The organism is Mycobacterium sp. (genome assembly GCF_049802695.1).
Taxonomy (GTDB): domain Bacteria; phylum Actinomycetota; class Actinomycetes; order Mycobacteriales; family Mycobacteriaceae; genus Mycobacterium.
Map to the genome: position 1 here is coordinate 1 of NZ_JBARMY010000181.1, position 25,971 is coordinate 25,971.

Consider the following 25,971-nt stretch of genomic DNA (forward strand, 5'->3'; position numbering starts at 1 on the left):
CTAGCTCTAGAAGTCGAGAGACGCTTCAGCCGCAAACGACACTCACCGACCGGCGGCTCGGTGAACAGCGTCCCCCTGACAAGGACCTATCGAGCGGAGGCTCGCTGTTCAGTTCCCATTAGCCGCAGCGTCGCGAAGCGACTGAGATCACCGGATGTTGGCGTAACTGATTGCACGTCTTGCTGATTCGCGCCATCATTTGGTGATCACACGAGAAGTACCCAAGGCTTCCGCCCACTGAGGCGCAAGCCACGAATATCAGTGGGTCGCACCCGCCGTCGCGGGGCCGCCTGTTCGGCATAGTGTCTTTTATCCCTTTGGCTTCGAAGCGACCAGGGCCTTCGGTAGTTTCGCATCGTGCCGCAGATGCTGAACCGTCAGGTTGTGCTACGCCGCCGCCCGACTGGACTGGTCGAAGCCGCTGACACCGAGTTGGTGAGCGTGCCCGCGCCGGAGCCGGCCGACGGCGAAGCGTTGGTGCGCACCACGTACGTCGGGATCGACGCCGCTGCCCGGACGTGGCTGGATGACCAGCAGGGCTACCTTCCGCCGGTGCAGCTGGGCGAGGTGATCCGCGCTGCGGGGATCGGCGAAGTCGTTGCGTCGCGGTGTGACGCCTACGCCGTCGGCGACGTGATCACGACGCTGACCGGTTTTCAGGAGTACGTGATCGTTCGCGACAACCTGTTCAGCACGCCCATTCCCGGCAAGGCTTCTGTCGACCAGTTGGCCGTGATGTCGGTGTACGGGCCAACCGGCGCGACCGCCTATATCGGGATGACCGACATCGGCCGGCCGCAGTCCGGCGAGACGGTGGTGGTCTCAGCTGCCGCCGGTGCCACCGGATCGGTTGCCGGGCAGATCGCCAAGATCGCCGGCGCTCGAGTGGTGGGTATTGCGGGCGGGCCGGAGAAGTGTCGGGCGGTAGTCGAGGATTTCGGTTTCGACGCGTGCATCGACTACAAGAACGACAACCTGGCGGCAGCCCTCAAACAGCATTGTCCTGCGCGGGTCAACGTCTACTTCGATAACGTCGGCGGTCCAATCCTCGACGCAGTTTTGGGCCGACTGGCGCCCAAGGCACGGGTAGTGCTGTGCGGAGTCATCTCCAGTTACCTCAGCGGTGAGCACCCCGGGCCGGCCAACTACGTCAACCTGCTGGCGAAAACCGCGCTGATGCAGGGTTTCAACGCACTCGACCAGTGGGGCCGCTTCGATGAGGCGTTCGCGGCCCTACATCAGTGGGCGCAGGAGGGTCAAATCGCGCACCGCCAAACCGTCTTCGAGGGAATTGAATCCTGCGTCGACGCTTTGAACGGCCTGTTCACCGGAGCCAATATCGGCAAGATGCTGGTCAAATTAAGCCAACCCACCGCATAGCACCCGCGGGCTGGCGGGCTATCCGGCTATCTCACCGGAGATTCCGCGCTCGATCGCGGCGTGCGCCGCGACCGGTAAAACGATCAGGCCGTCGAGTTCTCTGCGTCCGCGGTCGTAGGCGTGCTGGCGCTCCTGACGAGTCGCGGCCGAATCCGATGCCACCCGAAAAAGGCTTTGCGCCCGCGCAATACGCTGCTGTTCATCTTGGGAGAAATTACTGCGACGCCTACGGACGGCCTCTGCCTCAGCGGCATTGAATGCGGCGACATAGTCTTGGACGGCGGCGAGATAATTCTCGGCGGCTTGGCGGTCATCAAGGAGATCTTCGGCTTTGATCGGACGCAGGAACTCTGCCCGCAATTTTGCTCTATGAAAATTCATTGTGAGCTGATCGCGCATATCGGTCATCAGCGGAAAGTCCAACAGCTTGGCGAAGTCGAGTTCGTATTCGAGCCAGCGCTCGTCCGTCCGGCGATGCTCCTCGACGACGCGTCTGATCGACGTCCACTGGGCGGCTCGGTTGCCGCTGGAGCGCACGGGTGGTCCGCCCAGCTCGCCGTCCGGTGCTGCCGACCGGGCGGGATCGGGTGATTCTGCGGCTCGGCGCCGGTTTGCGCCGAACGCCCTGAAGGCAGCGATGATCACGCCGGAAAGCGGCAACACCAGGATGAGAAACTCCGCCAGCCGGAAGAGCAACCCCATACCGCGATGATGCCATCACAACGCATGACGGGCCCGTCCACAGCGCTGCCACCACCGCGCGCTGAGGTGCAGAGTCCGCCGTTACCGTCCTGGGGGAGTTCAACCCCACACGTACAGGCGCGGATCGGTCGGGCTGTGGCCGGACGCTTCGCGCGGAAACGAGATCGGCATTTCCACTCCGGCGAGTTTGACGCTGATCACCGTTGCATCAGATGAGATGGCGATGATCGTCCCGATGTCGTATCGGTGCTCTTCGTCCCATTTCACCGTCACACGACGTCCCACGTGTTGCGCGGTCAGGTCGTCAGCGGCCACTTCGGTAGGAGAGGGCGCCGCGTCAGGTGCGTCGGCGTTCGACTGGCCGCGAGCCGGCAGTCTTCCGGAATCCTCCGACCAGGCGCGGTCGTCGCCGAAATACTCCGAGTCATCGCTGGCGCTTTCCAGGCGACTGAGTGCCGAGGTGGACTTACTCGTGGCTGAGGCGTCATCGACCCACAATTGCCAGCCCGGCGGGGGCGGCGGCCAGGACGGGTCTGGCGACCACTCAGCTGACGGCGACCAACCTTCGGGTGGCTTCGGCCAGTTCGGCGGGGGGTTGTAGCGCATCAGCAATTTCACCGGCTTAGGTCAAGATCGGGCTTTCCTCAACCATATCCGAGCTTTCCGGCGCCACCTCGGCATCTCGGCGCAGGCACCGGGCAGGGGTCATTGGTCGAGGGCATCCTGCAGCTCTCGAACCTGGTCCGGCGTCTGCTGCAGTAACGGCCTCGAGGCCTCGGCGAAATCGGCCGCCAGGACCGCGACCGACGCCGGGCCGTACTGAAGGACGTCACATCAGCCAAGTTGCTTCCGTCGTGTCCTGCCCTAGGCTTGCGTCATGACGGACCACGACCGCACCGCCGACCGCCGTGAGATCGCAGATGCTCTGCTGAACGCGCTCGAACGCCGGCATGAGGTTCTCGATGTGATCGTGGAGGCGCAGGACAGTTCTGCGGCGGTAGCGGCGATCGCGGCTCTGCTCGGCACATCGCAACTCGGCGGCGAAGCCGTGATGGCAATCTCGTTCGACCAACTCACCAAGAACGCACGGCGAAAGATCGCCGGCGAACTCGACGACCTCAACAGCCGGCTCAGCTTCACCCTCCTCGAGCGGCCCGCCAGTTCCGGACAGTCACTGGCGCTGCGCCCTTTCGACGGCCAACGCGACCGCGACATCTTCGCCGCGCGGACCGATGAGGTCGGCGCGGCCGGGGACGGCTCGGGTGGGCCCGCCGGAAGACTGGATGACGAGATCGGCTCGGCGCTGGAACGGGTTGAGGCCGAAGAGGCGGCGTGGTTCGTGGCGGTGGAGGGCACCGAGAAGGTGGGGATGGTCTTCGGGGAGCTCATCGGAGGCGAGGTGAATGTCCGCGTCTGGATTCATCCCGAATACCGCCGGCGAGGTTACGGCACAGCCGCGCTGCGCAAGTCACGGTCGGAGATGGCCGCGTATTTTCCGGCAGTGCCGATGGTCGTTCGCGCGCCCGGGGTGCGGCCGGCCTGAGACGGCCGCTGAACAGGCACCCGCCGTCGGTGTGGGGTGTCTGCACAGGTCAACGCGATTGCTTCCCCAGGCCCGGCCGGCGGCGTTAAGGTTCTCCTCAAATCGACTGCAAGGGGAGCTCGATGGCGAAGCTCAGATTCGGGTATTTCATCGCGCCCTTCCACCGCGCAGGCACCAACCCGACGCTGGCATTGCAGCGCGACCTCGAATTCGCCGAGCACCTCGATGCCCTCGGCTTCGACGAGGTGTGGTTCGGCGAACATCATTCGGCAGGCAGTGAAATCATCAGCTCGCCGGAGATTTTCATCGCCGCCGCCGCTCAGCGCGCGAAGCGGATCCGCTTCGGCACCGGAGTGATCTCGCTGTCGTATCACAACCCGCTGTGGGTGGCCGACCGGCTGATGTTGCTCGACCATCTCACGCACGGCCGGGTGATCGGCGGTGTAGGCCCGGGTTCGCTACCCACCGATTCCGCAATGATCGGGCTCACCCCCACCGACACCCGCGAGCTCCTCGAGACCAATCTCGACATCGTCGTGCGTCTGCTGGCGGGGGAGACGGTGACCGCGAAAACCGCCACGCACGAACTGTTCGACGCCCGACTGCAGTTGGCGCCGTACGCGGAGGGCGGGATTCCGTTGGCCGTCGCCGCTGTCGCTTCACCCACCGGTGCGCGCCTGGCCGGCAAATACGGCGTCGGCCTGCTGTCCATCGGGGCAACGCTGATGATCGAAGGGTTCGACGCGCTTGCCTACCACTGGGGCATTGTTGAGGAACGCGCCGCAACTTTCGGTACGCGCGTCGACCGCAAGGACTGGAGCCTGGTCAGTCCCTTCCACATCGCCGACACCGAGGAGCAGGCCCGCGCTGACGTGAAGTTCGGCATCGAGCCGTGGTTTCGTTATTTCCAACGCGTGGCGGCTTTTCCGCAGATGACCATGCCGGGTGACCAAGTCGACGAGATGATCGACATGATCAACGACAACGGCGCCGGCCTGATCGGCACACCGGAGCGGGCCCGCGCGCAGGTGCAGCGAATATGGGATCAGTCCGGCGGGTTCGGTTGCATGCTGCAGATGGCGCACGAGTGGGCGAACCCCGCGGCGACCAGGCGGTCCGCCGAATTGTTCGCCGCAGAGGTGATGCCTCACTTCCAGGGCCTGGCGAAACCGACGATCGACGCCGCCGCTCGTGCCAGCGAGCAGCGAGACGGACTGGCGCAGACGCAACTGCAGGCCATCGACCACATGGTCAAGAAGTATCAAGACGAGATCGGCGATCAGCGTCCGGCAAGCTGACCCCGGACGGCGGACGGGGTGCTCACACAACCCATCCGACCGTCCGGGGCAAGTTGAGCCGTCACATTACGGCTCCGCTCGATTCAGTTGACGCCGATGGCCTCTTGTGCGAGTGCGGCCAGTCGGGTCTGCGCGGCGGACACGACTCGCTGTCGGTTCCGGTGCGCCTCCTCGTAGGCGACGATGACGCGAATGTCCGCTGCATCGGTGATGTCTTTGACCGCCGCCACCGCTTGGGTCTGGTTGAGGTCGTCATAACCCTTGATCGGAAGCTCGTCGGAGTTCAGCACCCCGACGCGACTCCGGGTCTTGTGCAGCTTGTCCGCGGCATCTTCGCTCCCATCGGTGCGGATGACTTTCTCCGCGGTCTCCAACGCGACGTCCCTGGCCGCGACAGCAGCCTTGGCCGCCACGTCGCCTGCATGAGCGCCGCGGCTGACCAGCTCTTTGAGCGCCGGCCGAGTGGACTTGACGGCCTCCACGGCGCGGTCAACTCCACGTGTGGACCAGTTGAGCGGCAGGTTGACCAGTTTCACCACTGATCCGGCGGCCGCCTGCACCGGCGTCCGTTGCAGCGCGGCCGGGCCACCTAGCGCGTCTTCGGCGAGCACGGTGGTCAGCCAGTCCACCGTCGCCGAGTGCGCCGTGATGAGGCGCGTCGCGAGCTTCTCGATGTCTTTCTGCTTGGTGGCGACGGCCAACGCTTTGATGTAGCGCGACCGGTCAAGCAGCTGGTCTTCCAGCGCCAAGTCACCGAGCAACGCCTCGCTGAACGGCTGAGCCTGCTCGGTCAGGGCTTTGACGGCGGCCGCCGCACGTCCCAGTAACGGCCCGACGACGAGGGGAAACCCGCCCAGTTCTCGGATGGCCGCTTCAATGGCTTGCGCCCGGTCGCGCCCGTTGGCGGCATTTTCCGTCAGCTCGCGCCGCACCGCCTCGGTGCGGGCTTGTGCGACTCGTGTTTCGGCCACTTGGATTTCGGTGTAGGTCAAGTCCAGCACAGTGCGCAGTTGCGCAATCAGCGTGGCGGTCGTGGATGAAGTCAACGATCCCCCTTCAATCTGTATAGTTTTTCGTCTGGCGTGCCCGACGCCTCGCAGACGGCTACCCGTAGAACCGGTGGGCTAACCTCCTGCTCCAAGGTGTGACGAATTTCTCTTCGTGCCGGGTACGCCAGCAAATCGGTTGCTGCGCAACGCTTCGCAGCGGAATCCCGCGACCTCGCCTGCGGCGGTGATGGTCGGCTTCAATCCTTTCAGATTGCCACGGTGACCACCGGGTTCGCATTAAAGTGATAGCTCATGACGAGTTCGTCAACCCCGTGGGCTTGGGCCGAAGAATGGGGCGGGCGGTCGCATCGTTCTCGTCTCGGGGAGCAGTCACTGAGCCGCCGGCGCGCACGGCGGATGAGCCGGTGCTTCGCCGGCGTCGGTGTCGGCATTCCACCGGCCCGGCTGCAGCAGATAGCAGCCGGGGCGCCATTCGGCTCAGACGAGCTGTTCGATGTGAGATTCGCGCTGTGCGCGACGGAGCTCAAACGCGAGGAGCGCCGCGCCAAATTCGAGCGCGGCAGACGTCGCGCCGTGCACTACCTGATTGTTGCGGGCCTGATCCTGGCAGCGCTGAACCTGCTGCTGTGCATGGCCTACGTCTTCGTCAGCCTTGCTCTGCACGAGTCGGCGCTGTGACCTGACGGGCAGGCTGGTCGGCTTTGCCGGTGTCTTGTCCCGTGCCGGCCGCCATCGTCGCGGCCTTCCCGCGAGCCAGGGCCCACGTGGCGACAATCACCAGCGCCGCCGCGGCCGCCAGGGCAAGCATTCTGGGGCCGCGGGCGTCCAGTGTCTCGCCGAGCACACTCACCCCGAGCGCCGACGCCAGCACCGGCTCGACCACGGTCACGGTCGGCATCGACGCCGTCAACGCACCGGCCCGAAACGCCGACTGCTGGAAAATCATCCCGGCCAATGCGATCGGAATCCAAGCATAAAACTCGGGCGCATGCAGCACATCGACAAATCCCTTGCCGAGCAAGTCGACGACACCCTTGGTCAGCACGGCGAACACCGCCAACGACGACCCGGCAACCACAGCCAGCAGCACCGCCGCGACTGGGCGGCCCTCCAACATCCGCGCAGCAAGGACACACAACATCAGCAGCGGAACCGCCACCGCGGCCACCACCAGCCAGGCCTTCAGCGAGCCCCGCGAGTGCGCCGCCTCCGGCTCGCCAACCGCGACGAACACCGCTAACCCGACGGCCAGCAGCACCGCCCAGGTCCACTCCCAGCGGGTGACCCGGTGGTGCGTCACCCGCGCGTAGATCGGCATCGCGAACAACAGCGCCGTCACCTGCAGCGCCGTCACCAACGTCACCGATCCAAGACCCAGCGCGAAGGCCAGCAACGCATAGTTCGCGACGGCGCCGCCACTACCCAGCCACCAACGGGTGTCGCGCAACGATTTACCGAACAACGCGAAGTGGCCGACCTGCTCGTCGGTGACCTCGTGGGCCGACCGCTGACGGATCACACTGCCGACCGCCGACGCCAGCGCCGCGAGGAGAGCGAGCAACGCCGCAATACCCGCGTCCGACATAACTGGCCTCCTCGGCGACTTGGCCCGGAAGTCGTCAACTTACACGTAGTGTCATCTCACCGTCTGTACCGCCGACGCGCGTCCAGTGTTATTCGCCGACGGGTCATCGACAAGCACGCCAGTTGAGGGATCCCGGCCTACCCTGATCCGGGGTGGCCGAGCAGTCTTGGCAGACTGTGCCCATGGCACAGATAACGTTGCGTGGTAATCCGATCAATACGGTTGGCGAACTGCCCGCGGTCGGCTCCACGGCTCCCGACTTCACCTTGACCGGCACCGACCTCGGCGCGGTGCGCAGCGCGGACTTTCACGGCAAGCCCGTTTTGCTGAACATCTTCCCCTCTGTGGACACGCCCGTTTGCGCCACCAGCGTGCGGACCTTCAACGAACGCGCCGCCGGAGGTGGTGTGTCTGTGTTGAACGTTTCCAAAGACCTGCCATTTGCCCAGCAGCGGTTCTTTGGAGCGGAGGGCATCGAGAACGTCCGAACGGCATCCGCGTTCCGCGACAGTTTCGGCGAGGACTATGGCATCACCATCGCCGACGGTCCGATGGCCGGGCTGCTTGCGCGGTCGATCGTGGTGATCGGCGCCGACGGCAACGTCGCATACGCCGAACTGGTGCCCGAGATCGCCAACGAGCCTGACTACGACGCGGCACTGGCAGCGCTGAGCTCGTCGGACTGATCGCAGCCCGTAAGCAGCCTTACACCGGCCAATCGTCGCGTCGATAGGCCGCGTCGAAGAACATCCACTCATAACGTGTGGTGGTGGCAAAGTGCGCGCGGGCGACCGCCTCGTCGGCCGCTGTCAGCGTCGGTCCGATCCGGTCGGCCAGCTGCAGCACCTGACCGACCGTCGCCGCGAATTCGTCCCCGCCGTAGCTTTCGATCCAGCGTTGGTAGCGACGATCGGCGGACCCGCGCTCGGCCAGCTCCGCGCCGACTTCGGCGTAGATCCAATAGCAGGGCAGGACCGCAGCCAATCCGTCGGCGAAGCTACCGCCGTAACAGGTCGCCAACAGATAGCTGCTGTATGCCTGGGTGACAGGCGCCACCGGCGCCGCGTCGACGTCGCTGGCGGTAAGCCCGAGCTCGGGCAGCAGCACGGCGTGCAGAGCCAGTTCGACGTCGAACACTTCGGCCGCGTGGCGGGTGAACAGCGCAGTGTCGGCCAACGTGGGCGCTTTGGCCGCGACGATGGCCAGCGCACGCGCATAAGCGCGCAGGTAGTGCACATCCTGTGCGACATAATGGGCGAACACCGACGCATCGAGACTGCCATCGGTGAGGCCGGTCAAAAACGGATGCCGAAGGATTGCCGCGAACGTCGGCTCGATTTCGCGCCACAGCCGGAAAGACCAGGACTGCGGATTACTTGAGCGGATGCGCGGATGCAGATCCTTCATGCCACTCGCCCGATGCGGTGATATGTCGTGAGCAGTATGTTTTCCATTTCACCCCACCGCCATTGGGTAACACCCTCCACCCATACAATTACCTACCGTGGCCATCCTGGTTGGTTTTGCGCCGTGGATCGTCTATTGGGTACTCGTCGGTAACGTTCCTTTCGCTGTTTCGGCGTTTGTTGCGTTGGCCATCGCCGTCGCTGCTGCAGTGATCGGCGGTGTCAAAAGGGCGCCCGGGCGAATACTCGAAATCGGCGCCGTCGTAACGTTCGCGGTGCTCGCCGCGCTGTCTACTTGGTCGGCTCACTTCGCCGAGCGATGGGCGCAGCCGTTGAGCGTCGCGGCCGTGTTTCTCGTCGCGCTGACCGGCGTGTTGGCCGGCAAGCCGTTCGTACGCGAATTCGCCGAAGTAGGCCAGCCCGCGACGGTGATCAGCAGCGAATCCTTCGTTCGCATCACCACTCAGCTGACCTGGATTTGGACGGCCGCCTTCGCGGGCATGACGGTATCGTCGGCAATTCCACCAATCGTGCGGGGCAGTGCGAGCATCCTGGACACCGAAACACCACTGTCGTTCGTCTGTTACTGGGTGATCCCGTTTCTGATGCTCGGCCTGGCCGCATTAGCGCCGCGTCTGCTGCCTGAGCCAACCACCGTCCGGGCCGACGATGCACCCCGCAAAACCACCTTCGTCGCCTACGGCGAAGCGACGATCGACGAGTTGTATTACCTCGCCCAGCAACACGCCGACCGCGAAGTCGGCGCGGGACAGGAGGCCTATGACGTCAAAGTCGGTGGCCTGGGAACGCCGTTGGTCGGAGACGACAGTCGCAAATCGTGGCCCTCGACCTACAAAGTTCGGGAGGCGAGGCGTTAGCTGCTTAGGAGCGGCGCAGCATCGTCAGCTGCCAGGCGCCCAGCAGTACCGCAACGTCGCCGGCCGCGGCAAGCGCCCAGTTGCCTGCGGTGCTGACCGGCAGCCAGTGAAACAGCGCCACCGCCCACACGGCCGGCGCCAGCAGCAGGTTGGCTGCGCCGAAGACCTTCAGCAGCCGCCGCGGCGTCTGGCGCATGCGCTGCAGCCCGAGCCAGAGGGCGGCACCCACCACTACGAACGTCGTTCCGCCGGCCAGCAAGGCCGTCGGCGGCACCTTCCACCACTGACCAAGCGGTCGGGAGAATACGGCGACCGCCGCGCCCGCGACGCTCCAGAACACCAAGTCGGTGACGATCGGGCGCCAGCGCTCGTTGCTCGCCTTCTGGTGACTAACTGAGATTGATTCGCTCGTCATGCGGTGATTGTTCGGCCCAGCAGACTGCCAAATCCACCTGTGGCACTGCCAAATGCTGCCAATCCCGAAACGTCAGAGCCGGCGCCGTGGTCGTTGGTCGTTGGGGTCGTCAGGGTCCGGTTCGCCGAACCATCGCGACGGCTCGCGGTGGCCGTATTCATCGTTCCGGGCCCACCACTCATACGGCGGTGACTGCGGGTATCCCTCGGGGGAGCTCTCCCAATTTTCTTGACGGCCAAGCGCGGTCATGTCGAGGTAACTCCAGGTGCTCCCCATCGCCTCGTCGCCACGATTGTTGATGAAGTAGGTCCGGAACACCCGGTCATCGCCGTCGCGAATGAAGGCGTTGTGACCGTGCCACTCGTGGACACCGAAGTCGACGTCGAAGTCGTCGGTCATCGTGTACCACGGAATCCGTTGCCAGCCCATTCGCGCCTTCACCCGGTCGATGTCGGCTTGGGGTGCCCTGGAGGTGAACACGAGCGTGGTGTCGCGGGCATTGAGATGGGCGAGGTTGCCGACGTGGTCAGCCATCATTGAGCAGCCGACGCAGGCGTGGTCGGGCCAGCCGTGCAGACCAGGCTCGAAGAAGGCCCGGTACACAATTAATTGTCGGCGACTGTGGAAAAGGTCCAGCAGAGTCGCTTTGCCATCGGGTCCTTCGAAGACATAGTCCTTCTCCACAGGTGTCCATGGCATCCGCCGGCGTTCCGCGGCCAAGGCGTCGCGCGCACGCGTGAATTGCTTCTCTTTCACGAGCATTCTTTCGTGGGCGGCCTCCCACTCTTGGGCCGACACGATCGGTGGGGTCTGCACGATTCTCCTTTCCGCTTCTCCTGCTAAAGCTTCCGGCGCACCCGCCGAGCAACATTAAACATTGCAGTTGAGTATCGCATCCATGACACCACCGCGACCGGCTATAGTCAACAAAATGGTTGAAGATCAGGTGCTCGATCGGGCTTACGCCGCGCTCGCCGATCCGACCCGCCGCCGGCTGCTGGAGACGCTGCGTCAAGGTGACGCCCGCATCACCGACTTGGCCGCTCCGCTGCCGATGACATTCGCCGGCGTCTCACGCCATATCGGCGTGTTGGAATCAGCCGGACTCGTGCGGCGCGAGGTGCGCGGCCGCGAGCACTGGCTTTCGCTGCAGCCGGACGGATTGGCGGTGGCCCAACAGTGGATCAGCGCGCAGACGGATTTCTGGTCGACACGTGCGGACGCCCTGTCGGCGCGGCTGCACCGGAAGCGACGCAGATGATGAATGATCCGCCGGTTGCCCGCCTGCAGCGGGTCATGCCCGCCGCGCCCGAGGTGGTCTTCGACGAATGGCTCGACCCGGAGTCGTTAAGAGAGTGGATGTGTCCGCGTCCCGTCCGCGTTCTCGACGTCACTGTTGAACCCCGTGTCGAGGGGAGCCTGCGCCTCGATCTCGACAACTCAGGCACTCGTGTCCTGATCAGCGGACGCTTCTTGGCCATCGATCGCCCGAACCTATTGCGCTTCACATGGAGCGCATCCGACTGGCCGGATCCGACGGCGGCCAGTGTTGTCAACGTCACCTTCGAGCCGTTCGGTGACGGTCGGACACTCATGTCCATTGAGCACTCACTTGTGCCGCCGGAGCAGTTCGACAATTACCAAAACGGCTGGGCGCTGACTGTCGATCAGCTTGCCGCTTTGTTGCCCGGCGAATAGTCGGCGAACGCGTCAGCCTGCTTCTGAATGACGTTGCAGCGCAGCGCGTAAACGCCAAGACGCCCCGCAAGCCGGCAGCTCGCGGGGAGTCCTGTGACGTCAACGATCAGGTCGAGGTTGTTATTTGAGATCGAACCGGTCGTTATTCGCCACCTTGACCCAGCCCGCCACGAAGTCGGCGACAAACTTGGCTTCAGCGTCGCTTTGTGCGTAGACCTCCGCCAGTGCCCGCAGCACCGAGTGCGACCCGAATACCAGGTCATTCGCCGTGGCGGTCCACTTGAGGGTGCCCGATGCGCGATCGTGGCCTTCGTAGACGTTCTCCGCGCTCTCCGACGCCTTCCACTCGGTGCCCATGTCGAGCAGGTTGACGAAGAAGTCGTTGGTCAATACGCCGGGTCTCTCGGTGAAGACGCCATGTTTGGTGCCGCCGTAGTTAGCGTCGAGTGCGCGCAGACCGCCGATCAGCACCGTCAACTCCGGCGCGGTCAGCCCCAGCAGATATGCCCGCTCCAACAGCAGCTGCTCTAGCTGGACCTTCTCGCCGGGACGGACGTAGTTGCGGAAGCCGTCTGCCCGAGGTTCAAGCACCGCAAACGACTCCACGTCGGTGTTCTCCTGGGTGGCGTCCGTGCGTCCCGGGGTGAAGGGCACCGTAACCTCGTGGCCGGCATCTTTCGCGGCCTTCTCCACCGCCGCGGACCCGGCCAACACGATCAAGTCGGCCAGCGAGATCTTCTTGCCGCCGGAGGCCGAGCTGTTGAAGTCCTGCTGAATCTGTTCGAGCACCGGCAATACTTCGGCCAACTCGACGGGCTCATTGGCCTCCCAGTTCTTCTGCGGCTTTAGGCGAATTCGGGCACCATTGGCGCCGCCGCGTTTGTCGGTCTTGCGAAAGCTCGCCGCCGACGACCATGCCGTCTTCACCAACTGCGGAACAGACAGGCCCGACTCGAGCACTTTGCTCTTCAGGGCTGCGACGTCCTGGTCGTCGACCAGTTCGTGGTCGACGACCGGAACCGGATCCTGCCACAATTGCGGCTCGGGAATCCATGGACCCAGGTAGCGCGAGATCGGCCCCATGTCACGGTGCAGCAGTTTGTACCACGCTTTGGCGAACGCATCGGAGAGTTCCTCGGGGTGGTCGAGCCACCGCTGCGTGATCTCGCGATAGATCGGATCTTCGCGCAACGCGATATCGGTGACCAGCATCGTCGGGGCGCGACCGGCGCCACCGAACGGATCGGGGCTGGTGCCCGCACCGGCTCCGTCCTTGGTGGTGAACTGCCAGGCGCCGGCGGGGCTCTTGGTCAGCTCCCACTCGTAGCCGTACAGGTTCTGCAGGTATCCGTTACCCCACTTGGTCGGAGTCGAGGTCCACACCACCTCCAAGCCGCTGGTAATGGCGTCTTTCCCCTTACCGCTGCCATACGAGCTCTTCCAGCCCAGTTGCTGTTGCTCGATGGGAGCAGCCTCGGGCTCAGGACCGACCAGTTCGGCGTCGCCGGCACCGTGAGTCTTGCCGAAGCTGTGACCACCGACGATCAGTGCGGCGGTCTCCTCGTCGTTCATCGCCATCCGGCCGAACGTCTCACGGATGTCGTGCGCGGCGGCAACCGGATCCGGTTTGCCCTCCGGCCCTTCGGGATTGACGTAGATCAAACCCATGGTGGTCGCGCCGTAGGGTTGTGCGAGTTCACGCTCGCCGGAGTAGCGCTTATTGGTACCCAGCCAGGTCTCTTCTTCACCGAAGAGTATTTCCTCAGGCGCCCAGACGTCTTCGCGGCCGAAGGCGAATCCGAAGGTCTTGAATCCCATCGACTCCAGCGCGACGTTGCCCGCGAGCACCAGCAGGTCGGCCCAGGAGAGTTTGCTGCCGTACTTCTGCTTGACCGGCCACAGCAGCCGGCGAGCCTTATCCAGGTTCGCGTTGTCCGGCCAACTGTTGAGCGGCGCGAAGCGCTGCATGCCCTGCCCGGCGCCGCCGCGACCGTCGTAGATCCGGTAGGTGCCCGCAGCGTGCCAGCTCATCCGGATCATCAAACCGCCGTAGTGCCCGTAATCAGCGGGCCACCAGTCCTGCGAGGTGGTCAGCACGGATACGACGTCAGCCTTGAGTGCCTCGACATCGAGTTTGGCGAACTCCTTGGAATAGTCGAAATCCGCCCCGAGCGGGTTGGCCTGCAGCGGTTGCGGATGCAGTTTGGAGAGGTCGATCTGCTCGGGCCACCAGTCCTGGTTTCGCAGCGCGCCGTGCGCCTTCGGCGTGGGCGAGGGGATCGCCGGGTTTTCGCTTTCACTGGTGCTGGCTGTCTTGGTTTCGGGATTGGGGGGGCGGCTGTGGGACGTATCGGAGGACACTGCATTCCTTTCCGGTGGTGGTGATACAGGCTGCGGTCACAGACTTGCAGTCGAACAGCTGGGGCACAGGCCCCAGTAGATGACTTCGGCTTCGTCCAGCACGAAGCCGTCCAGAACCTTGTCGTCATCGGACGGTGTCAGGCACGGTGCCTCGCCGAGTGCGCAGTCGACGTCTGCGATGACCCCGCAGGACCGGCAGACAACATGATGGTGGTTGTCGCCGACCCTGGACTCGTAGCGGGCAACGAGGCCCAACGGCTGGATGCGGCGCACCAGTCCCACCGCGGTCAGCGCGTTGAGAACGTCATACACGGCCTGCCGGGACACCTCGGGCAGGCCGGCTCGCACCGCGGTGAAGATGGTGTCGGTGTCGGCGTGCGGATGCGCGCGCACCACCTCCAGGACAGCGACCCTCGGGCGCGTCACACGCAGATCGGCCATCCGCAGTTGCTCCGCGTAGTCGGCCGTTGACGACACCGTGACAATATGACCCACTTATCTGGAATGAGTCAAGACTTTAAGCAGTTTGGGTAAAGATTCCGGTGAACGAACCGCGTCAGCCGTCCTCGAGCCAACCGATTGAACGCCGGATCGCCAGCCGAATCAGACTGCGCGACAACCGGACCGCAAACGTGAGGCACCCGGCCCTCGAACGAGGCGCTGACGGACGCACAATCGACTAGACAACGACTCGGGAGGCGACGATGAAGAGAACTGCAGTCGCCGCGGTTGCGTTCGCCGCGCTGGTGTTAAGCGGATGTTCGCCGTCCGAACTCATCAACACCGGTGGTGACACCAAGTGCAAAGACTTCATCACTCAAGACGAGAAGAAGCAGAACCAAGAGATCAACAAAATGCTCAAAGACGCGAGCGGCACTGAACCGACCAACCTGGAGATCACGGCGTCACGGCTGTCGGCGTCGACCTACTGCCAAACGCTGGGAAAGCCGGACACCAAGATTTCTCAAGCGCCACACGGCTGACAGCGCTGAAATGCCGCCGGTCCGCCGGCTTGACGATCAGGCCGGGCGGCCCGCCCGCGCCGCGTCTTCCAGTAAATCGGCCGCGGCGGCGACGCTCTTAGCCGGCGGGGTCATCCGGATGGCCACCTCACGCGCTCGAGCGAGATATTCCGGGGCGAGGATCACTCGCAAGTCGGAGACCAATGACTCCTGCCCGCTCTGCGAGAAGCCCCTTCCCACGCCGACTTCCAGCTCCTCGGCGCAGGCTGCCCACATCGGCTGATCGAGCCAGAGCCAGAGGATCAACATGGGGACACCGGCCCGCAAACCCGCGGCCGTGGTGCCGGACCCGCCATGGTGAACGACGGCGCGGCAAGCGGGGAAGACGGCTGCGTGGCTCACCGAGTCAATGATCTTCACGTGTTCACTCTGCGGAACGTTGTCGAAGTCGTTGGGTCCGCTGCAAATCAGCGCCCGCTCGCCTAACTGTGCACTCGCCGCGCTGATCGTCGTGACCGCGTCAGCGAAAGCTGCGACCGGCGTGCTGCCGAACCCGAAGTAGATCGGTGGTGGTCCAGCTGCAATCCACGACAGGACCTCGTCGTCGGCATCCGTCGGCAAGTCCAGCGTCAGCGCGCCGGTAAAGGGGTGTTGGTCATTGTGTTCCACCCATCCGACCGCAAGCTTGGGCAAGCAGAACTCTTCGAAAGCCTGGATCTCAAGCCATCCACGGTCCGTGGTCGGTGCCGTCGACGAATCCGTCGCCTCCGGCAAGCCGAGTATGCGGCGTTGGGCGTCCTCGGCGGATTTCGTAATCTGCGAGTACAGCCCACCGGACGACCAGACCCGCGCCGGGAACAAATGCAGCGCAGCCGACGGAATGCCATGAAATTCAGCGACGTTAGCGGCGATACCTTGCTCGGCCACGCCCGCTACCAGCAGGTCGGCCCCTTCTGCCAGCGCTGTCAGCGTCGCACTCTTGTCAGCACATACCCGGTTCGCATGCTCTATGACTTCGGGCAGAATGCTGAGCGGATTCTGCATCTTGTTCGACAGGTTGCCGATGAAATTTTCATCGTGCAGCAGACCCTGCGCATCCGGCCCATAGGCAACCGCAGCAAGCCCTGCCGTTCCGACGAAACCCAACATGTCCGGCGGGACCGCCATGGCAACGTCGTGACCCCGGCGCAGCAGCTCTACTCCGACGGCGGCGCCGGGCTCGACGTCGCCACGGCTTCCGTAGACTGCCAAGACGAACTTCACCACCGAAACCTAACGGGCAGTGACGAGCACAGGCCCAGCCGGGGGACACCTGCTGCAATTCTCTTCCCGTGCCGTTGTTCGCTCCGGAATTGCCCGGCCGTGCCGAACGTCTTCAGACGGCAGATTGAGCGGTCACCAGACCTGAAACCGGGAAGCACGGCACCCGGCGAGCAAAGTGTGAGTGAGCGACGTCACGCACTTACAAGCCATCGGGCGGTCAGGTCAAGTTAGGCATGCCCGGTGATGGGTATAGGGCGAAGATGGAGTGGGTTACGGTTCATTTGATCGCGATCTCCTCGGCGTTGCTATCTGCGTTTTGGGCTGCGGTGGGCATCGTTGTCCGACAACGGGTAGCGCAGGGCGTATCCGACGAGTCCGCAACCAATGCGGTGGTGAACTCGGTGGTTCGCCAGCCACTGTGGTGGGCCGGAACACTGGCTGCGGCCGCCGGCTACGTCTTTCAAGCCCTCGCGCTGGCACACGGATCCTTGCTGCTGGTGCAGCCACTGCTGGTGTCGGCGCTGCTGTTCGCATTGCCGATGAGCGCGCGACTGTGCCACCAACGCGTCAGTTGGGTCGAGTGGGGCTGGGCCACGCTGTTGACCGCCGCGCTGGCGATATTCGTCCTCGTCGGCCAGCCTCGCGAAGGACATCTCCGGCCAGCGCTACCGGCGTGGACACTGGCGCTCGGGGTCACCGTGCCGTTGGTGGTTGTTTGCGTCTTTGTGGGGCGGCGCGTCACCGGCCGGCTGCGCGCGATGCTGCTGGCGGTCGCCGTAGCGGTCCTGCTGGGCATGATCGCGGTGATGACGAAGATCTGCACGCACCGCTACGCCGTGGGCGGATGGCACGGACTGCTGACCGAGCCTGCGCCGTATGTGCTGATCGCACTGGCGGTGACCGTGACGGTGGTGCAGCAAGCCGCGTTCCATGCTGGCGCCTTGCAGGCGTCGGTACCCATCATGTTGGTGGGCGAGCCGGTCGTCGCCGCGCTGCTCGGCGTCGCCGTGCTGGGTGAACACCTGGCGGTGAAGGGCTCGGCAGCGCCCGCCCTGCTGACTGCGGTCGTCGCGATGGTGGCATCCGCCATTGCGCTGGGCCGCGGCCAGGCTCCCGGTTCGGATCATTCGAACAGGCAGCGAGAACCTGCTGTCTCGGATTCGGACGCAGCTGAGACGGTGGAAGTCTGCTGAACTGCGGCTGCCCGCCTGCTCTTCGCGTCAGAGGCTAACGCCACTTGATGCCGCACCCGATCGACGGCCGCTGATGCGTGTCGACCCGCTGACCGGCGAGGACAGCATCAACCGCTGCGCGGACGTCGGCGGCCGTCACCGGGAGGCCGTTGCCTGGGCGTGAGTCGTCGAGTTGGCCGCGGTAGACGAGCCGCCGCGCGCCGTCGAAGACGAACGTGTCGGGCGTACAGGCCGCGGAGAATGCGCGGGCGACGTCCTGGGTCTGGTCGTAGAGGTAGGGGAACGTCCAGCCGTGGCGACGCGCCTCCACGACCATCTCCTCGGGACCGTCTTGCGGATACGTGACGACGTCATTGCTGGAGATGCCGACCATAACGACGCCTCGATCGGCGCAGTCACGCCCGAGTGCGGCAAGACCCGCGGCGACGTGTTTGACGTAGGGGCAGTGATTGCAGATGAAAGTGACGACCAGGGCGGGGCCAATGAGGTCGTAGAGGCTAACTGCAGCGCCGGTGGCCGGGTCGGGCAGGTTGAACGGTGGCGCGGGCGTGCCCAGAGAAAGCATCGCGGACTCGATGGCCATGTCCGCCAGCGTAGTGCTTGTCAGTTGTCCCTATGCGGTGTCGGACTTTGCGCCGACTCCCATTTGGACTCGAGTGACCGGTTGACGACGGTGTTCGCCGCCAGATCGACCTGGAAGGTTTCGCCGTCATCGTCCGCGAGGGTGACGACGTACCCATCGTCGGTGGAATCTTTGAACACCACTTTGTACGGCCGTTCACCGGAGCCGCGGTCGACGACGATGATGTCGCCCGCGGCGACGTCCTCGATGGTGTCGCTACTGGAATCGGCCATGGTCCCGACGGTAGTCGACGGGCAGGCGACGCTGCGTCCACGCTGGTTACCCCCCGGTCACCGGTGACGAGGCTCACGGTACGCCGTATCAAGTAGCGCACCGCGATTTGGAATCGCACTGTGCGCGTAGCCGTTCTGAAAGAACATGACGTCTACGCTGGAAAACGACACACCTGGCCGCCGAGTGCCTGCCAGCCTCGCCGACCGCCTCCTGGACATCAAGCGGATCTATCACGAGCCGGATATGGAGCGGTTGCCGCGCGCCCGTCAGGTTCTCGACCGGTTCCCCGGCGCCGAACGGATCGAGGTCGCCTCACACCAGGCGATACCTGGCCTTTACGGCAACGCGGGCAACGTCGAAGACTGGGTCCGCATCAAGCGCGAAGTGCTTGTTCTGGGCGAGAAGAAGAGCCTGTCGGCGCGCCGCAATGAGCGGTCAAGCGACTGGATCGCACCGTCGACCGCCAACGGCTGCGCGATGGCTTGCTCGTACTGCTATGTCCCGCGGCGGAAAGGTTATGCCAACCCGATCACGGTGTTCTCCAACATCGAGAAGATCAGTGGGTACCTTGAGCGCCACGCCGCCCGGCAGGGCGTCAAGCCGGTGCCCAACCAGTGCGACCCGGTTGACTGGGTTTATGACATCGGCGAGAACAGCGACTGCTCGGTCGACGCCCTGGTTTCCGACAACGTTGGTGACCTCGTCGACCTGTTCGCGGGCATCCCGAACGCGAAGGCCAGCTTCGCAACGAAGTTTGTGAACCGGGAGCTGCTCGACTACGACCCGCGCGGACGGACCCGGGTGCGGTTCAGCCTGATGCCGGCGGAGACGTCTCGTCTGGTCGACGTCCGCACGTCGAAGGTGGCCGAGCGGATCGCTGCGCTCGACGACTTCGTAGCGGCCGGCTTTGAGGTGCACCTCAATTTCAGCCCGGTCATCGTCCACGAAGGCTGGTTGGACGACTGGGCTGAGCTGCTCGAGCAGGTTGCCGACGGCACCAACGAGCGCACCAAGCAGCAGCTCGCCGCCGAGATCATCTTCCTGACCCATAACGAAGGGCTGCACGAGGTCAACCTCGGCTGGCACCCGAAAGCTGAGGACCTGCTCTGGCGGCCCGACCTCCAGCAGCTCAAGCGCAGCCAGAGCGGCCAGTGGAACGTCCGCTACAAGAGCTCGTGGAAGGGCCAGTGGGTGCAGCAGCTGACCGACCTGCTCGCGGTCAAGTTGCCGACCTGCCGCGTGCGTTACGCGTTCTGATTCACCGCTTCTGCGCTGCTAGGCCCGGTTCGGCAATGGCCCGACTCGGTTGGCCGCGAAAGTCGCCGCTTGGTCGGTCATTCCGGACTCGATGTAGGAGACGTGTGCCGCAAGGTTGCCGCCTCCGGTGCAGATCGGGTCGTCTTGAACGCACAAGCTGAGGGTTTTGGAGCTGTACAGCGGGCTGATCGTCGGCAGCGGCTGGCCGCCCCACAACGTCGTCGACAAGCCGCTCGATGGTTCCCCGAAGAGGGCCACGGCGGCGACATTGTCGGCTACTGAGCCCGGCATCGCGGTGGTGGCGGAGTCGATTACGGTAGCGCCCTGGGAATAGCCGCCGAGCACGATTCTGGTGTTAGGGCAGCTGGCGACGGTGTTCTGGATTTGCGTGCTGGCATCGTCAGAACCGGTTGCCACGCTCGTGTGGTAGTCGTCGTTCGCCGGGTAGTTGACCGGGTAGACGTCGACGGATCGCCCGCCGAGTTGCGATGTCAGCGAGTCGACGAAGGCCTGCCCCATGTTGCCCAGACCAGGCTCCTGATGGGTGCCGCGCGCGAAGACCACCGCGACATCGGAGCACGGGTCAGCAGCTGCGGCGGGAGTGTTGACGGGCGCGCTCACCAGCGCCCCTGCGGTTGCAACCGCGACACCAACGATGCGAGCAAAGCTCTGTGAACTCATTTGCAAATGTTGACACATCGCCGCTGACGGTGTGGCGGTGACCGGCTTTCCGCCGACTGACATTCGCCGTCAGGCGAATTAGCACACCCCGAGATCCACCACATCAGGGTGAGGTAGGCCGGTGCAGGATGCCAGCGGCGTCGGCTGGGAATGCCTGCTGCGGTGATTCATCACCTACTTCAGGTGGCCGCGGAGTCCGGAGTACCGAGCTGACCGGCGAGCCAGGGCAGCGTGGTCTCGAAGGCGGTGGCGGCCGAGGGCCAGTCGTGTTTGCCGGGCAGCTCGACGATCTCGCAGGCGATGCCGTGCGCTGCGCCGAGCCGGCACAGTGATTCGGCGGCGGTTTGACCGACGGCTTGAGGGCGGTCTTTGCTTCCGTCCGGTGTCCGGCCGCCCGGTACCGCGAACAGGCCAGACAGGTTCGTGTACTTGCCGTGGCGGACGATCACCGTGCTCGGGTCGAACGACGACCACGCATTCGCGTCACCGCCGAACAGTCGATGGATGGTCTGGGTCCGGGTACCCGCGCTGGGCGCGATATCGCCGCCAATGTCCACGAAAGTGCTGAATGTGCCGGGATGCATCACGGCCAAGTCCACAGCGCACGTGCCGCCGGACGAGAACCCGACCACACCCCACCTGGTGCGGGCGCCGAGGCCGAACAAGTCGTCGATCTCGCGAGTGAGGTCGGCGCTCAAGTGGTCGGCGGCGTTACCACGAACCCCGTTGACGCACTCGGTGTCCACGGTGAATCCACCGGTGGCGTCGGCGAAGACAGCGACCGGCGCGTTGCCCCCGTGTGTTGCGGCGAACGTGTCGAGGGTCGCGACCGCATCACCGGCCCGGATCCAGTCGGCCGGCGTGTTGAATTCGCCGCCGAGCATCAGCACCGCCGGAAGCTGGGGCGGCGGCACACTTGTGAACCAAGCAGGCGGCAGGTACACCCATTCACCGCGGTGACGAAAACCCGACGCCTCGGCGCCTGAGCGCACCGGCACGACGGCTCCCTTTGTCGGCGTAACAGCGCTGTGGCGCAGTACTTTTAGGCCGTGCAGGTCAGTCTCGTCCGGCAGTGGTGCATCGGCCAGTTGGCCCCAGGCGGCGTAAACGGTCGGGTAATAACCGAGCCAGCTGTTGATAGTCAAACCGGTGCTGAGCAAACAAAAGGACACGGCGAATACGGACGCGTTGCGCCGCCAATTGCCGGCGCTGCGCCAGCCGACGATCGCGATTGCAATGGCGAAGCCGGTCAGTGCTACCCACAGCCACATCGGCCACGGCGCAGGCTCGCTGGCAATACCCAGGGTGCCGTAATACCAGTGCACGGCTGCGCCGGTCACGACTCCGGCCGCCGCCGCCAGAGGCACCGATATGATCCGCCAGCGCCGCGCACGCCATCCGGTCGCATACAGCAACGCCACGACGGTGACCAGTTCGATGAAGATGGGAATGAACCCATGCGTCAGTGATGCGTGCGAGACAGCGTCGCTGAAGCCGGCCGCTCGTGCGGCACCCAAGCCTGTCCACGGCTCAGGAGACAAACCAGGCACCGGCACGCCTCCCGTTGCTGCTTGAGCGCTCATACTTGGAAGGCGCGAAACCCAGTGAGCCCCGGTCAGACCGGTGACTCGTGGGTGACTGCCTTATAACCACGGGCGCCGACCCGGTCGACGGCGGCGCGGACCAGACCGAAGACCAGACCTTGGAGGCCGGCGGCAGTCAGCGCTGCCCGGGTCGACCTGTTCAAATCCTTCGGGTCGGGCGGGGGTTGATCGGTGTCGCCCAGCCGCCGCCAGATCTGACTGAACACTTCTCCGGCCAGCAAGCCCCCTGCCACGCTGGTCGCGATCGACAAGGAGGTGTACAACGCCTTCGATTCGCGGCTCATGACAACCTCTCAACTCGCGCTACGGTTACCTGCCGCTCATACCCGGCCAGGCAATAATTTAACCCGGCGTGAGAAGCAGTCACGCGGCGCTTTCCGACACTCGCCGACCGGATGGCGGCGCGCCGTCGGCGCCGAGCGCACCGAATGCTCCGTCAAGACTGCGGGACGGAGCGTCGCAGTCCAGCGCAGCGGCGAGGCCTGGGCGACGGTGATCTTGCGCCGTTCGAGGCGAAGCTGACGGCGGTGGTCGCGGGCGATCAAGGCTCGTTTCGCCTCTCCCGTGACGTGACCGGGCGAACGACGCCTATCCTGGCCGGAGTGTCCGAACCGTCCGTCGCGCAATTGCGCGACCGCCTCGACGGTTTGACCATCCGCGACGAAGCGCGTTTCGGCAGGCGCTTGAAGCATCTTCGCGGCGCACAGCCGGTGAAGCTGCGGGAGCTTACCGACCAAATCAAAAAGGCGGAAACACTCGTCGCCGCTCGGCGAGCCGCCGTCCCGCCGATCAGCTACCCGGACCTACCGATCAGCGAGCGGCGCCGGGAAATCGCCGAGGCACTCCGACAGCACCAGGTGATCGTCGTCGCCGGCGAGACCGGATCGGGCAAAACCACCCAGCTGCCCAAAATCTGCCTCGACATCGGACGCGGCATTCGCGGAACCATCGGGCACACCCAGCCGCGGCGGCTTGCTGCACGAACCGTCGCGCAGCGCATCGCCGACGAGCTGCAGTGCCCGCTCGGCGACGCCGTTGGTTTTGCCGTCCGGTTCACCGACCAGGTCAGCGAACGCACGTTAGTAAAGCTGATGACCGACGGAATCCTGCTCGCCGAGATCCAGCGGGACCGCCGCCTGCTGCGCTACGACACTTTGATCCTCGACGAGGCCCACGAGCGCAGTCTGAACATCGACTTCCTGCTCGGTTACCTGCGGGAGCTGCTACCTCGCCGCCCCGACCTCAAGGTCATCGTCACCTCGGCGACGATCGAGCCGCAACGCTTCGCCGCGCACTTCGGCGGCGCAGAACGTGGATTCAACGGGGGAGCGCCGATCATCGAGGTATCCGGGCGCACGTACCCGGTGGAGGTCCGCTACCGACCGCTCGAGGTACTTATTTCGTCCGGGCTCGAGGACGATCCCGATGATCCCGACCAGGAAATCATCCGGACGGAAACCCGCGACGAGGTCGAGGCGATTGTCGACGCGGTCCACGAACTCGAGGCCGAGCCACCCGGGGACGTCTTGGTCTTCTTGTCCGGCGAGCGTGAAATCCGGGACACCGCCGAGGCGTTAGCTGGTTTGACGGCGGGGCCACGCTACACCGAGGTGCTTCCGCTGTACGCCCGGCTGCCCACTGCCCAGCAACAGAAGGTTTTCGCACCGCATACCGGCCGCCGTGTCGTGCTGGCGACCAATGTCGCCGAAACATCGCTGACCGTTCCCGGGATCCGCTACGTCGTCGACCCCGGCAACGCGCGCATCTCGCGCTACAGCCGCCGCCTGAAGGTGCAGCGGTTGCCGATCGAACCGATTTCTCAGGCCTCTGCGGCGCAACGGGCCGGGCGCTGCGGTCGAGTCGCGCCGGGTGTGTGCATACGCCTGTACTCCGAGGAGGACTTCGCCGCCCGTCCGCGCTAGACCGACCCCGAGATACAGCGGACCAACCTCGCCGCGGTGATCTTGCAGATGGCGGCACTGCGGCTCGGCGAGGTATTTCCTGCACTACCTGCGCATCCGCGAGTGGCAGGACCTGGTCGGGCAGCTGCGCAGCATCGCCCGCGACCTCGGCATCAGCGAAGCTGACGAGTCCGCCGACGCGGTGCAGGTGCACGCGGCGCTGCTCGCCGGGCTGCTGTCACACGTGGGTATGCGGCGCGAGGATGCGCGTGAGCACCACCGCGAGTATCTGGGTGCGCGCAACTCGCGGTTCGTTCTTGCTCCCGGCTCGGTGCTGAGCAAGCGGCCGCCGCGTTGGGTTGTAGTGGCAGAGCTTGTGGAGACGACCCGCCTGTATGGGCGAACCGCCGCGCGCATCCAGCCGGAGGCCGTCGAGCGAGTGGCCGGCGACCTGGTTCAGCGCACCTACAGCGAACCGCACTGGGATGCCAACCGAGGCGAGGTGCTGGCCTACGAGCGCGTCACGCTGTACGGCCTGCCACTCGTTGCGCGCCGCCGCGTCGGATACGCCCGGGTCGAGCCGGCAGTTGCGCGAGAGTTGTTCATCCGGCACGCACTTGTGGAAGGCGACTGGCAGACCGGCCACCATTTTTTCGGTGACAACGCCCGCCTGCGGGCTGAACTCCAGGAACTCGAGGAGCGGGCCCGCCGTCGTGACCTGCTCGTCGGTGACGACGAGGTCTACGCGTTCTACGACGCCCGCATCCCCACCGATGTGGTCTCCGCACGGCACTTCGACGCGTGGTGGAAGCGGCAGCGGCAGAAGACACCTGGCCTGCTGACCTTTATCCGCGACGATCTTTTGCGCATCGACGCCGCCGCGGGTGCCGATCGGCCGGACATCTGGCAGGCGGGCGACGTTGCGCTGCCCCTGACTTACCGGTTCGAGCCCGGCGCCGCAGACGACGGGGTGACGGTACACGTGCCGATCGATGTGCTGGCCCGTCTGGGCGGTGATGACTTCGCCTGGCAGGTCCCCGCGCTGCGCGTGGAGCTGGTCACCGCGCTCATTCGCTCTTTACCGAAAGAATTGCGCCGCAACTTCGTTCCCGCCCCCGACACTGCCCGTGCGGTGCTGGCCGCGATAGAGCCCGCCGGTGAGCCGTTGCTGGAGGCGTTGCGGCGTGAGTTACGCCGTCGCACCGGCGTTGCGGTGCCGGTCGATGCCTTCGACCTGGACAAGGTGCCGTCGCATCTGCGTATGACGTTCGCTGTGCAGTCCGGTGACGGCACCGAGGTCGCCCGCGGCAAGGACCTCAACGCGCTGCAGGAGCGGCTGTCGACGCCGGCTCGGGACGCTGTCGCGCACGCGGTGGCCGGTGAACTGGAGCGGACAGGTTTGCGTGGCTGGCCCGAAGACCTGGACGTGCTGCCCCGTGTCGTCGAGCGCACAGTCAGTGGTCGGCCGGTGCGAGGCTTCCCGGCGGTCGTCGACGCGGGCGGCGCCGTCGATCTGCGCGTGTTCGCCACATCGGCCGAGCAGGATCGTGCGATGCGGCCGGGTACGCGTCGGTTGGTGCGGCTGGGCGTGCCGTCGCCGGTCAAAGCGGTGGAACGACAACTGGATCCTCGGACACGCCTGGCGCTGAGCGCCAATCCGGACGGTTCGCTGCCCGCGCTGCTCGACGACTGCGCGGAGGCTGCGACGGAGGCGCTGGCTCCCGAACCGGTATGGACTCGTGCCGAATTCGCCGCGTTGCGTGTTCGGGTGGCCGACGCGCTGGTGCCGCTGACGATCGAGATCCTGGGCCGCGTCGAGAAGGTGTTGGCTGCCGCCGATGAATTGCATCTGGCGCTGCCGAGCCGGCCACCGCCGACACACACCGACGCGATCACCGACGTCCGCGCTCAACTGCACCGGCTCTTGCCGCGCAGGTTCGTTGCCGCCGCCGGGCGCGCGCACCTCGAAGACCTCACC

General features: G+C 65.1%; 26 protein-coding genes and 1 pseudogene. 12 read left to right on the forward strand and 15 right to left on the reverse strand.

Annotation, left to right across the window (positions count from 1 at the left end; all coding sequences use genetic code 11):
• The first annotated feature begins 357 nt into the window (after positions 1 to 357).
• Positions 358 to 1,380, forward strand: a complete 1,023-nt coding sequence (locus tag WA317_RS07185) for an NADP-dependent oxidoreductase (protein ID WP_425172375.1) — start codon at positions 358 to 360, stop codon at positions 1,378 to 1,380.
• 18 nt (positions 1,381 to 1,398) lie between these two features.
• Here WA317_RS07185 and WA317_RS07190 read toward each other — a convergent pair whose 3' ends face one another.
• Positions 1,399 to 2,082, reverse strand: a complete 684-nt coding sequence (locus WA317_RS07190; RefSeq protein ID WP_425172376.1) for a hypothetical protein — start codon at positions 2,080 to 2,082, stop codon at positions 1,399 to 1,401.
• 99 nt (positions 2,083 to 2,181) lie between these two features.
• Complete coding sequence (locus WA317_RS07195) at positions 2,182 to 2,700, reverse strand: hypothetical protein (RefSeq protein ID WP_425172377.1); 519 nt, start codon at positions 2,698 to 2,700, stop codon at positions 2,182 to 2,184.
• A gap of 259 nt (positions 2,701 to 2,959) precedes the next feature.
• Between WA317_RS07195 and WA317_RS07200 the strand changes: the two genes are divergently transcribed.
• A complete protein-coding gene (locus WA317_RS07200; protein WP_425172378.1) occupies positions 2,960 to 3,625 on the forward strand; it encodes a GNAT family N-acetyltransferase in 666 nt (221 codons plus the stop codon).
• Positions 3,626 to 3,747: 122 nt separating this feature from the next.
• A complete protein-coding gene (locus WA317_RS07205) occupies positions 3,748 to 4,923 on the forward strand; it encodes an LLM class flavin-dependent oxidoreductase (RefSeq protein WP_425172379.1) in 1,176 nt (391 codons plus the stop codon).
• Between the two features lie 83 nt (positions 4,924 to 5,006).
• Here WA317_RS07205 and WA317_RS07210 read toward each other — a convergent pair whose 3' ends face one another.
• Positions 5,007 to 5,969 (reverse strand): ferritin-like domain-containing protein, encoded by a 963-nt coding sequence (locus WA317_RS07210; protein ID WP_425172380.1) that lies wholly within the window; start codon positions 5,967 to 5,969, stop codon positions 5,007 to 5,009.
• Positions 5,970 to 6,224: 255 nt separating this feature from the next.
• On the opposite strand from WA317_RS07210, the gene WA317_RS07215 reads away from it, so the two are divergent.
• Positions 6,225 to 6,611, forward strand: coding sequence for a hypothetical protein (locus WA317_RS07215; RefSeq protein WP_425172381.1), 387 nt, complete (start codon positions 6,225 to 6,227; stop codon positions 6,609 to 6,611).
• Here the strand turns inward: WA317_RS07215 and WA317_RS07220 are convergent.
• Entirely contained in the window at positions 6,580 to 7,518 is a 939-nt protein-coding gene (locus WA317_RS07220; protein ID WP_425172382.1) for a DMT family transporter, read from the reverse strand. The genes WA317_RS07215 and WA317_RS07220 overlap by 32 nt on opposite strands.
• 182 nt (positions 7,519 to 7,700) lie before the next feature.
• Here WA317_RS07220 and tpx point away from each other — a divergent pair, with 182 nt between their 5' ends.
• Positions 7,701 to 8,204, forward strand: coding sequence for a thiol peroxidase (gene tpx, locus WA317_RS07225; protein WP_425172383.1), 504 nt, complete (start codon positions 7,701 to 7,703; stop codon positions 8,202 to 8,204).
• A 19-nt stretch (positions 8,205 to 8,223) separates the two neighbouring features.
• On the opposite strand, the gene tenA is transcribed toward tpx, so the two are convergent.
• Positions 8,224 to 8,925 carry a thiaminase II gene (tenA, locus tag WA317_RS07230; RefSeq protein ID WP_425172384.1) on the reverse strand — a complete coding sequence of 234 codons (702 nt, stop codon included), beginning with the start codon at positions 8,923 to 8,925 and terminating at the stop codon, positions 8,224 to 8,226.
• 97 nt (positions 8,926 to 9,022) lie between these two features.
• On the opposite strand from tenA, the gene WA317_RS07235 reads away from it, so the two are divergent.
• Positions 9,023 to 9,802, forward strand: coding sequence for a hypothetical protein (locus WA317_RS07235; protein ID WP_425172385.1), 780 nt, complete (start codon positions 9,023 to 9,025; stop codon positions 9,800 to 9,802).
• Positions 9,803 to 9,806: 4 nt separating this feature from the next.
• On the opposite strand, the gene WA317_RS07240 is transcribed toward WA317_RS07235, so the two are convergent.
• Complete coding sequence (locus tag WA317_RS07240) at positions 9,807 to 10,217, reverse strand: hypothetical protein (RefSeq protein ID WP_425172386.1); 411 nt, start codon at positions 10,215 to 10,217, stop codon at positions 9,807 to 9,809.
• A gap of 72 nt (positions 10,218 to 10,289) precedes the next feature.
• Complete coding sequence (locus WA317_RS07245; RefSeq protein WP_425172387.1) at positions 10,290 to 11,033, reverse strand: DUF899 domain-containing protein; 744 nt, start codon at positions 11,031 to 11,033, stop codon at positions 10,290 to 10,292.
• 115 nt (positions 11,034 to 11,148) lie between these two features.
• Here WA317_RS07245 and WA317_RS07250 point away from each other — a divergent pair, with 115 nt between their 5' ends.
• Together WA317_RS07250 and WA317_RS07255 are read left to right on the forward strand one after the other, a co-directional pair.
• Positions 11,149 to 11,478 carry an ArsR/SmtB family transcription factor gene (locus tag WA317_RS07250; RefSeq protein ID WP_425172388.1) on the forward strand — a complete coding sequence of 110 codons (330 nt, stop codon included), beginning with the start codon at positions 11,149 to 11,151 and terminating at the stop codon, positions 11,476 to 11,478.
• Positions 11,478 to 11,915: an SRPBCC family protein gene (locus WA317_RS07255; protein WP_425172389.1), complete on the forward strand. Its 438-nt coding sequence runs from the start codon at positions 11,478 to 11,480 to the stop codon at positions 11,913 to 11,915. The genes WA317_RS07250 and WA317_RS07255 overlap by 1 nt, the downstream gene beginning before the upstream one ends.
• 120 nt (positions 11,916 to 12,035) lie before the next feature.
• Here WA317_RS07255 and katG read toward each other — a convergent pair whose 3' ends face one another.
• Positions 12,036 to 14,276 carry a catalase/peroxidase HPI gene (gene katG, locus WA317_RS07260; protein WP_425172390.1) on the reverse strand — a complete coding sequence of 747 codons (2,241 nt, stop codon included), beginning with the start codon at positions 14,274 to 14,276 and terminating at the stop codon, positions 12,036 to 12,038.
• Between the two features lie 36 nt (positions 14,277 to 14,312).
• Positions 14,313 to 14,753, reverse strand: a complete 441-nt coding sequence (locus WA317_RS07265) for a Fur family transcriptional regulator (RefSeq protein WP_425172391.1) — start codon at positions 14,751 to 14,753, stop codon at positions 14,313 to 14,315.
• A 227-nt stretch (positions 14,754 to 14,980) separates the two neighbouring features.
• Here WA317_RS07265 and WA317_RS07270 point away from each other — a divergent pair, with 227 nt between their 5' ends.
• Positions 14,981 to 15,259: a hypothetical protein gene (locus WA317_RS07270; RefSeq protein WP_425172392.1), complete on the forward strand. Its 279-nt coding sequence runs from the start codon at positions 14,981 to 14,983 to the stop codon at positions 15,257 to 15,259.
• A 36-nt stretch (positions 15,260 to 15,295) separates the two neighbouring features.
• Here the strand turns inward: WA317_RS07270 and WA317_RS07275 are convergent, their stop codons facing one another.
• A complete protein-coding gene (locus WA317_RS07275) occupies positions 15,296 to 16,501 on the reverse strand; it encodes a glycosyltransferase (RefSeq protein ID WP_425172393.1) in 1,206 nt (401 codons plus the stop codon).
• Between the two features lie 260 nt (positions 16,502 to 16,761).
• Here WA317_RS07275 and WA317_RS07280 point away from each other — a divergent pair, with 260 nt between their 5' ends.
• On the forward strand, positions 16,762 to 17,694 hold the full coding sequence (locus WA317_RS07280; protein ID WP_425172394.1) for a DMT family transporter: 933 nt from the start codon (positions 16,762 to 16,764) through the stop codon (positions 17,692 to 17,694).
• Positions 17,695 to 17,728: 34 nt separating this feature from the next.
• Here the strand turns inward: WA317_RS07280 and WA317_RS07285 are convergent, their stop codons facing one another.
• Complete coding sequence (locus WA317_RS07285) at positions 17,729 to 18,277, reverse strand: thioredoxin family protein (RefSeq protein WP_425172395.1); 549 nt, start codon at positions 18,275 to 18,277, stop codon at positions 17,729 to 17,731.
• Positions 18,278 to 18,297: 20 nt separating this feature from the next.
• The gene (locus tag WA317_RS07290; RefSeq protein ID WP_425172396.1) at positions 18,298 to 18,549 is read right to left on the reverse strand and encodes a hypothetical protein; all 252 of its coding nucleotides are present in this window, start codon (positions 18,547 to 18,549) and stop codon (positions 18,298 to 18,300) included.
• Between the two features lie 145 nt (positions 18,550 to 18,694).
• Here WA317_RS07290 and WA317_RS07295 point away from each other — a divergent pair, with 145 nt between their 5' ends.
• The gene (locus WA317_RS07295; protein WP_425172397.1) at positions 18,695 to 19,807 is read left to right on the forward strand and encodes a spore photoproduct lyase family protein; all 1,113 of its coding nucleotides are present in this window, start codon (positions 18,695 to 18,697) and stop codon (positions 19,805 to 19,807) included.
• A gap of 18 nt (positions 19,808 to 19,825) precedes the next feature.
• On the opposite strand, the gene WA317_RS07300 is transcribed toward WA317_RS07295, so the two are convergent.
• The 3 genes from WA317_RS07300 to WA317_RS07310 form a co-directional block, all read right to left on the reverse strand.
• The gene (locus tag WA317_RS07300) at positions 19,826 to 20,488 is read right to left on the reverse strand and encodes a cutinase family protein (protein WP_425172398.1); all 663 of its coding nucleotides are present in this window, start codon (positions 20,486 to 20,488) and stop codon (positions 19,826 to 19,828) included.
• A 179-nt stretch (positions 20,489 to 20,667) separates the two neighbouring features.
• Complete coding sequence (locus WA317_RS07305; protein ID WP_425172399.1) at positions 20,668 to 22,038, reverse strand: alpha/beta hydrolase; 1,371 nt, start codon at positions 22,036 to 22,038, stop codon at positions 20,668 to 20,670.
• Between the two features lie 65 nt (positions 22,039 to 22,103).
• On the reverse strand, positions 22,104 to 22,376 hold the full coding sequence (locus WA317_RS07310) for a DUF4235 domain-containing protein (protein WP_425172400.1): 273 nt from the start codon (positions 22,374 to 22,376) through the stop codon (positions 22,104 to 22,106).
• Between the two features lie 318 nt (positions 22,377 to 22,694).
• Between WA317_RS07310 and hrpA the strand changes: the two are divergent.
• A pseudogene (gene hrpA / locus WA317_RS07315) lies at positions 22,695 to 25,971 on the forward strand (ATP-dependent RNA helicase HrpA); the annotation flags it as partial.

What these genes read in the sequence shown, in the direction of transcription:
- WA317_RS07190 (WP_425172376.1), bottom strand. Translation starts at nt 2,082, where the DNA reads ATGGGGTTGCTCTTCCGGCTGGCGGAGTTTCTCATCCTGGTGTTGCCG.
- WA317_RS07200 (WP_425172378.1), top strand. Translation starts at nt 2,960, where the DNA reads ATGACGGACCACGACCGCACCGCCGACCGCCGTGAGATCGCAGATGCT.
- WA317_RS07205 (WP_425172379.1), top strand. Translation starts at nt 3,748, where the DNA reads ATGGCGAAGCTCAGATTCGGGTATTTCATCGCGCCCTTCCACCGCGCA.
- WA317_RS07215 (WP_425172381.1), top strand. Translation starts at nt 6,225, where the DNA reads ATGACGAGTTCGTCAACCCCGTGGGCTTGGGCCGAAGAATGGGGCGGG.
- WA317_RS07220 (WP_425172382.1), bottom strand. Translation starts at nt 7,518, where the DNA reads ATGTCGGACGCGGGTATTGCGGCGTTGCTCGCTCTCCTCGCGGCGCTG.
- tpx (WP_425172383.1), top strand. Translation starts at nt 7,701, where the DNA reads ATGGCACAGATAACGTTGCGTGGTAATCCGATCAATACGGTTGGCGAA.
- tenA (WP_425172384.1), bottom strand. Translation starts at nt 8,925, where the DNA reads ATGAAGGATCTGCATCCGCGCATCCGCTCAAGTAATCCGCAGTCCTGG.
- WA317_RS07240 (WP_425172386.1), bottom strand. Translation starts at nt 10,217, where the DNA reads ATGACGAGCGAATCAATCTCAGTTAGTCACCAGAAGGCGAGCAACGAG.
- WA317_RS07250 (WP_425172388.1), top strand. Translation starts at nt 11,149, where the DNA reads ATGGTTGAAGATCAGGTGCTCGATCGGGCTTACGCCGCGCTCGCCGAT.
- WA317_RS07255 (WP_425172389.1), top strand. Translation starts at nt 11,478, where the DNA reads ATGAATGATCCGCCGGTTGCCCGCCTGCAGCGGGTCATGCCCGCCGCG.
- WA317_RS07270 (WP_425172392.1), top strand. Translation starts at nt 14,981, where the DNA reads ATGAAGAGAACTGCAGTCGCCGCGGTTGCGTTCGCCGCGCTGGTGTTA.
- WA317_RS07280 (WP_425172394.1), top strand. Translation starts at nt 16,762, where the DNA reads ATGGAGTGGGTTACGGTTCATTTGATCGCGATCTCCTCGGCGTTGCTA.
- WA317_RS07285 (WP_425172395.1), bottom strand. Translation starts at nt 18,277, where the DNA reads ATGGCCATCGAGTCCGCGATGCTTTCTCTGGGCACGCCCGCGCCACCG.
- WA317_RS07290 (WP_425172396.1), bottom strand. Translation starts at nt 18,549, where the DNA reads ATGGCCGATTCCAGTAGCGACACCATCGAGGACGTCGCCGCGGGCGAC.
- WA317_RS07295 (WP_425172397.1), top strand. Translation starts at nt 18,695, where the DNA reads ATGACGTCTACGCTGGAAAACGACACACCTGGCCGCCGAGTGCCTGCC.
- WA317_RS07300 (WP_425172398.1), bottom strand. Translation starts at nt 20,488, where the DNA reads ATGAGTTCACAGAGCTTTGCTCGCATCGTTGGTGTCGCGGTTGCAACC.
- WA317_RS07310 (WP_425172400.1), bottom strand. Translation starts at nt 22,376, where the DNA reads ATGAGCCGCGAATCGAAGGCGTTGTACACCTCCTTGTCGATCGCGACC.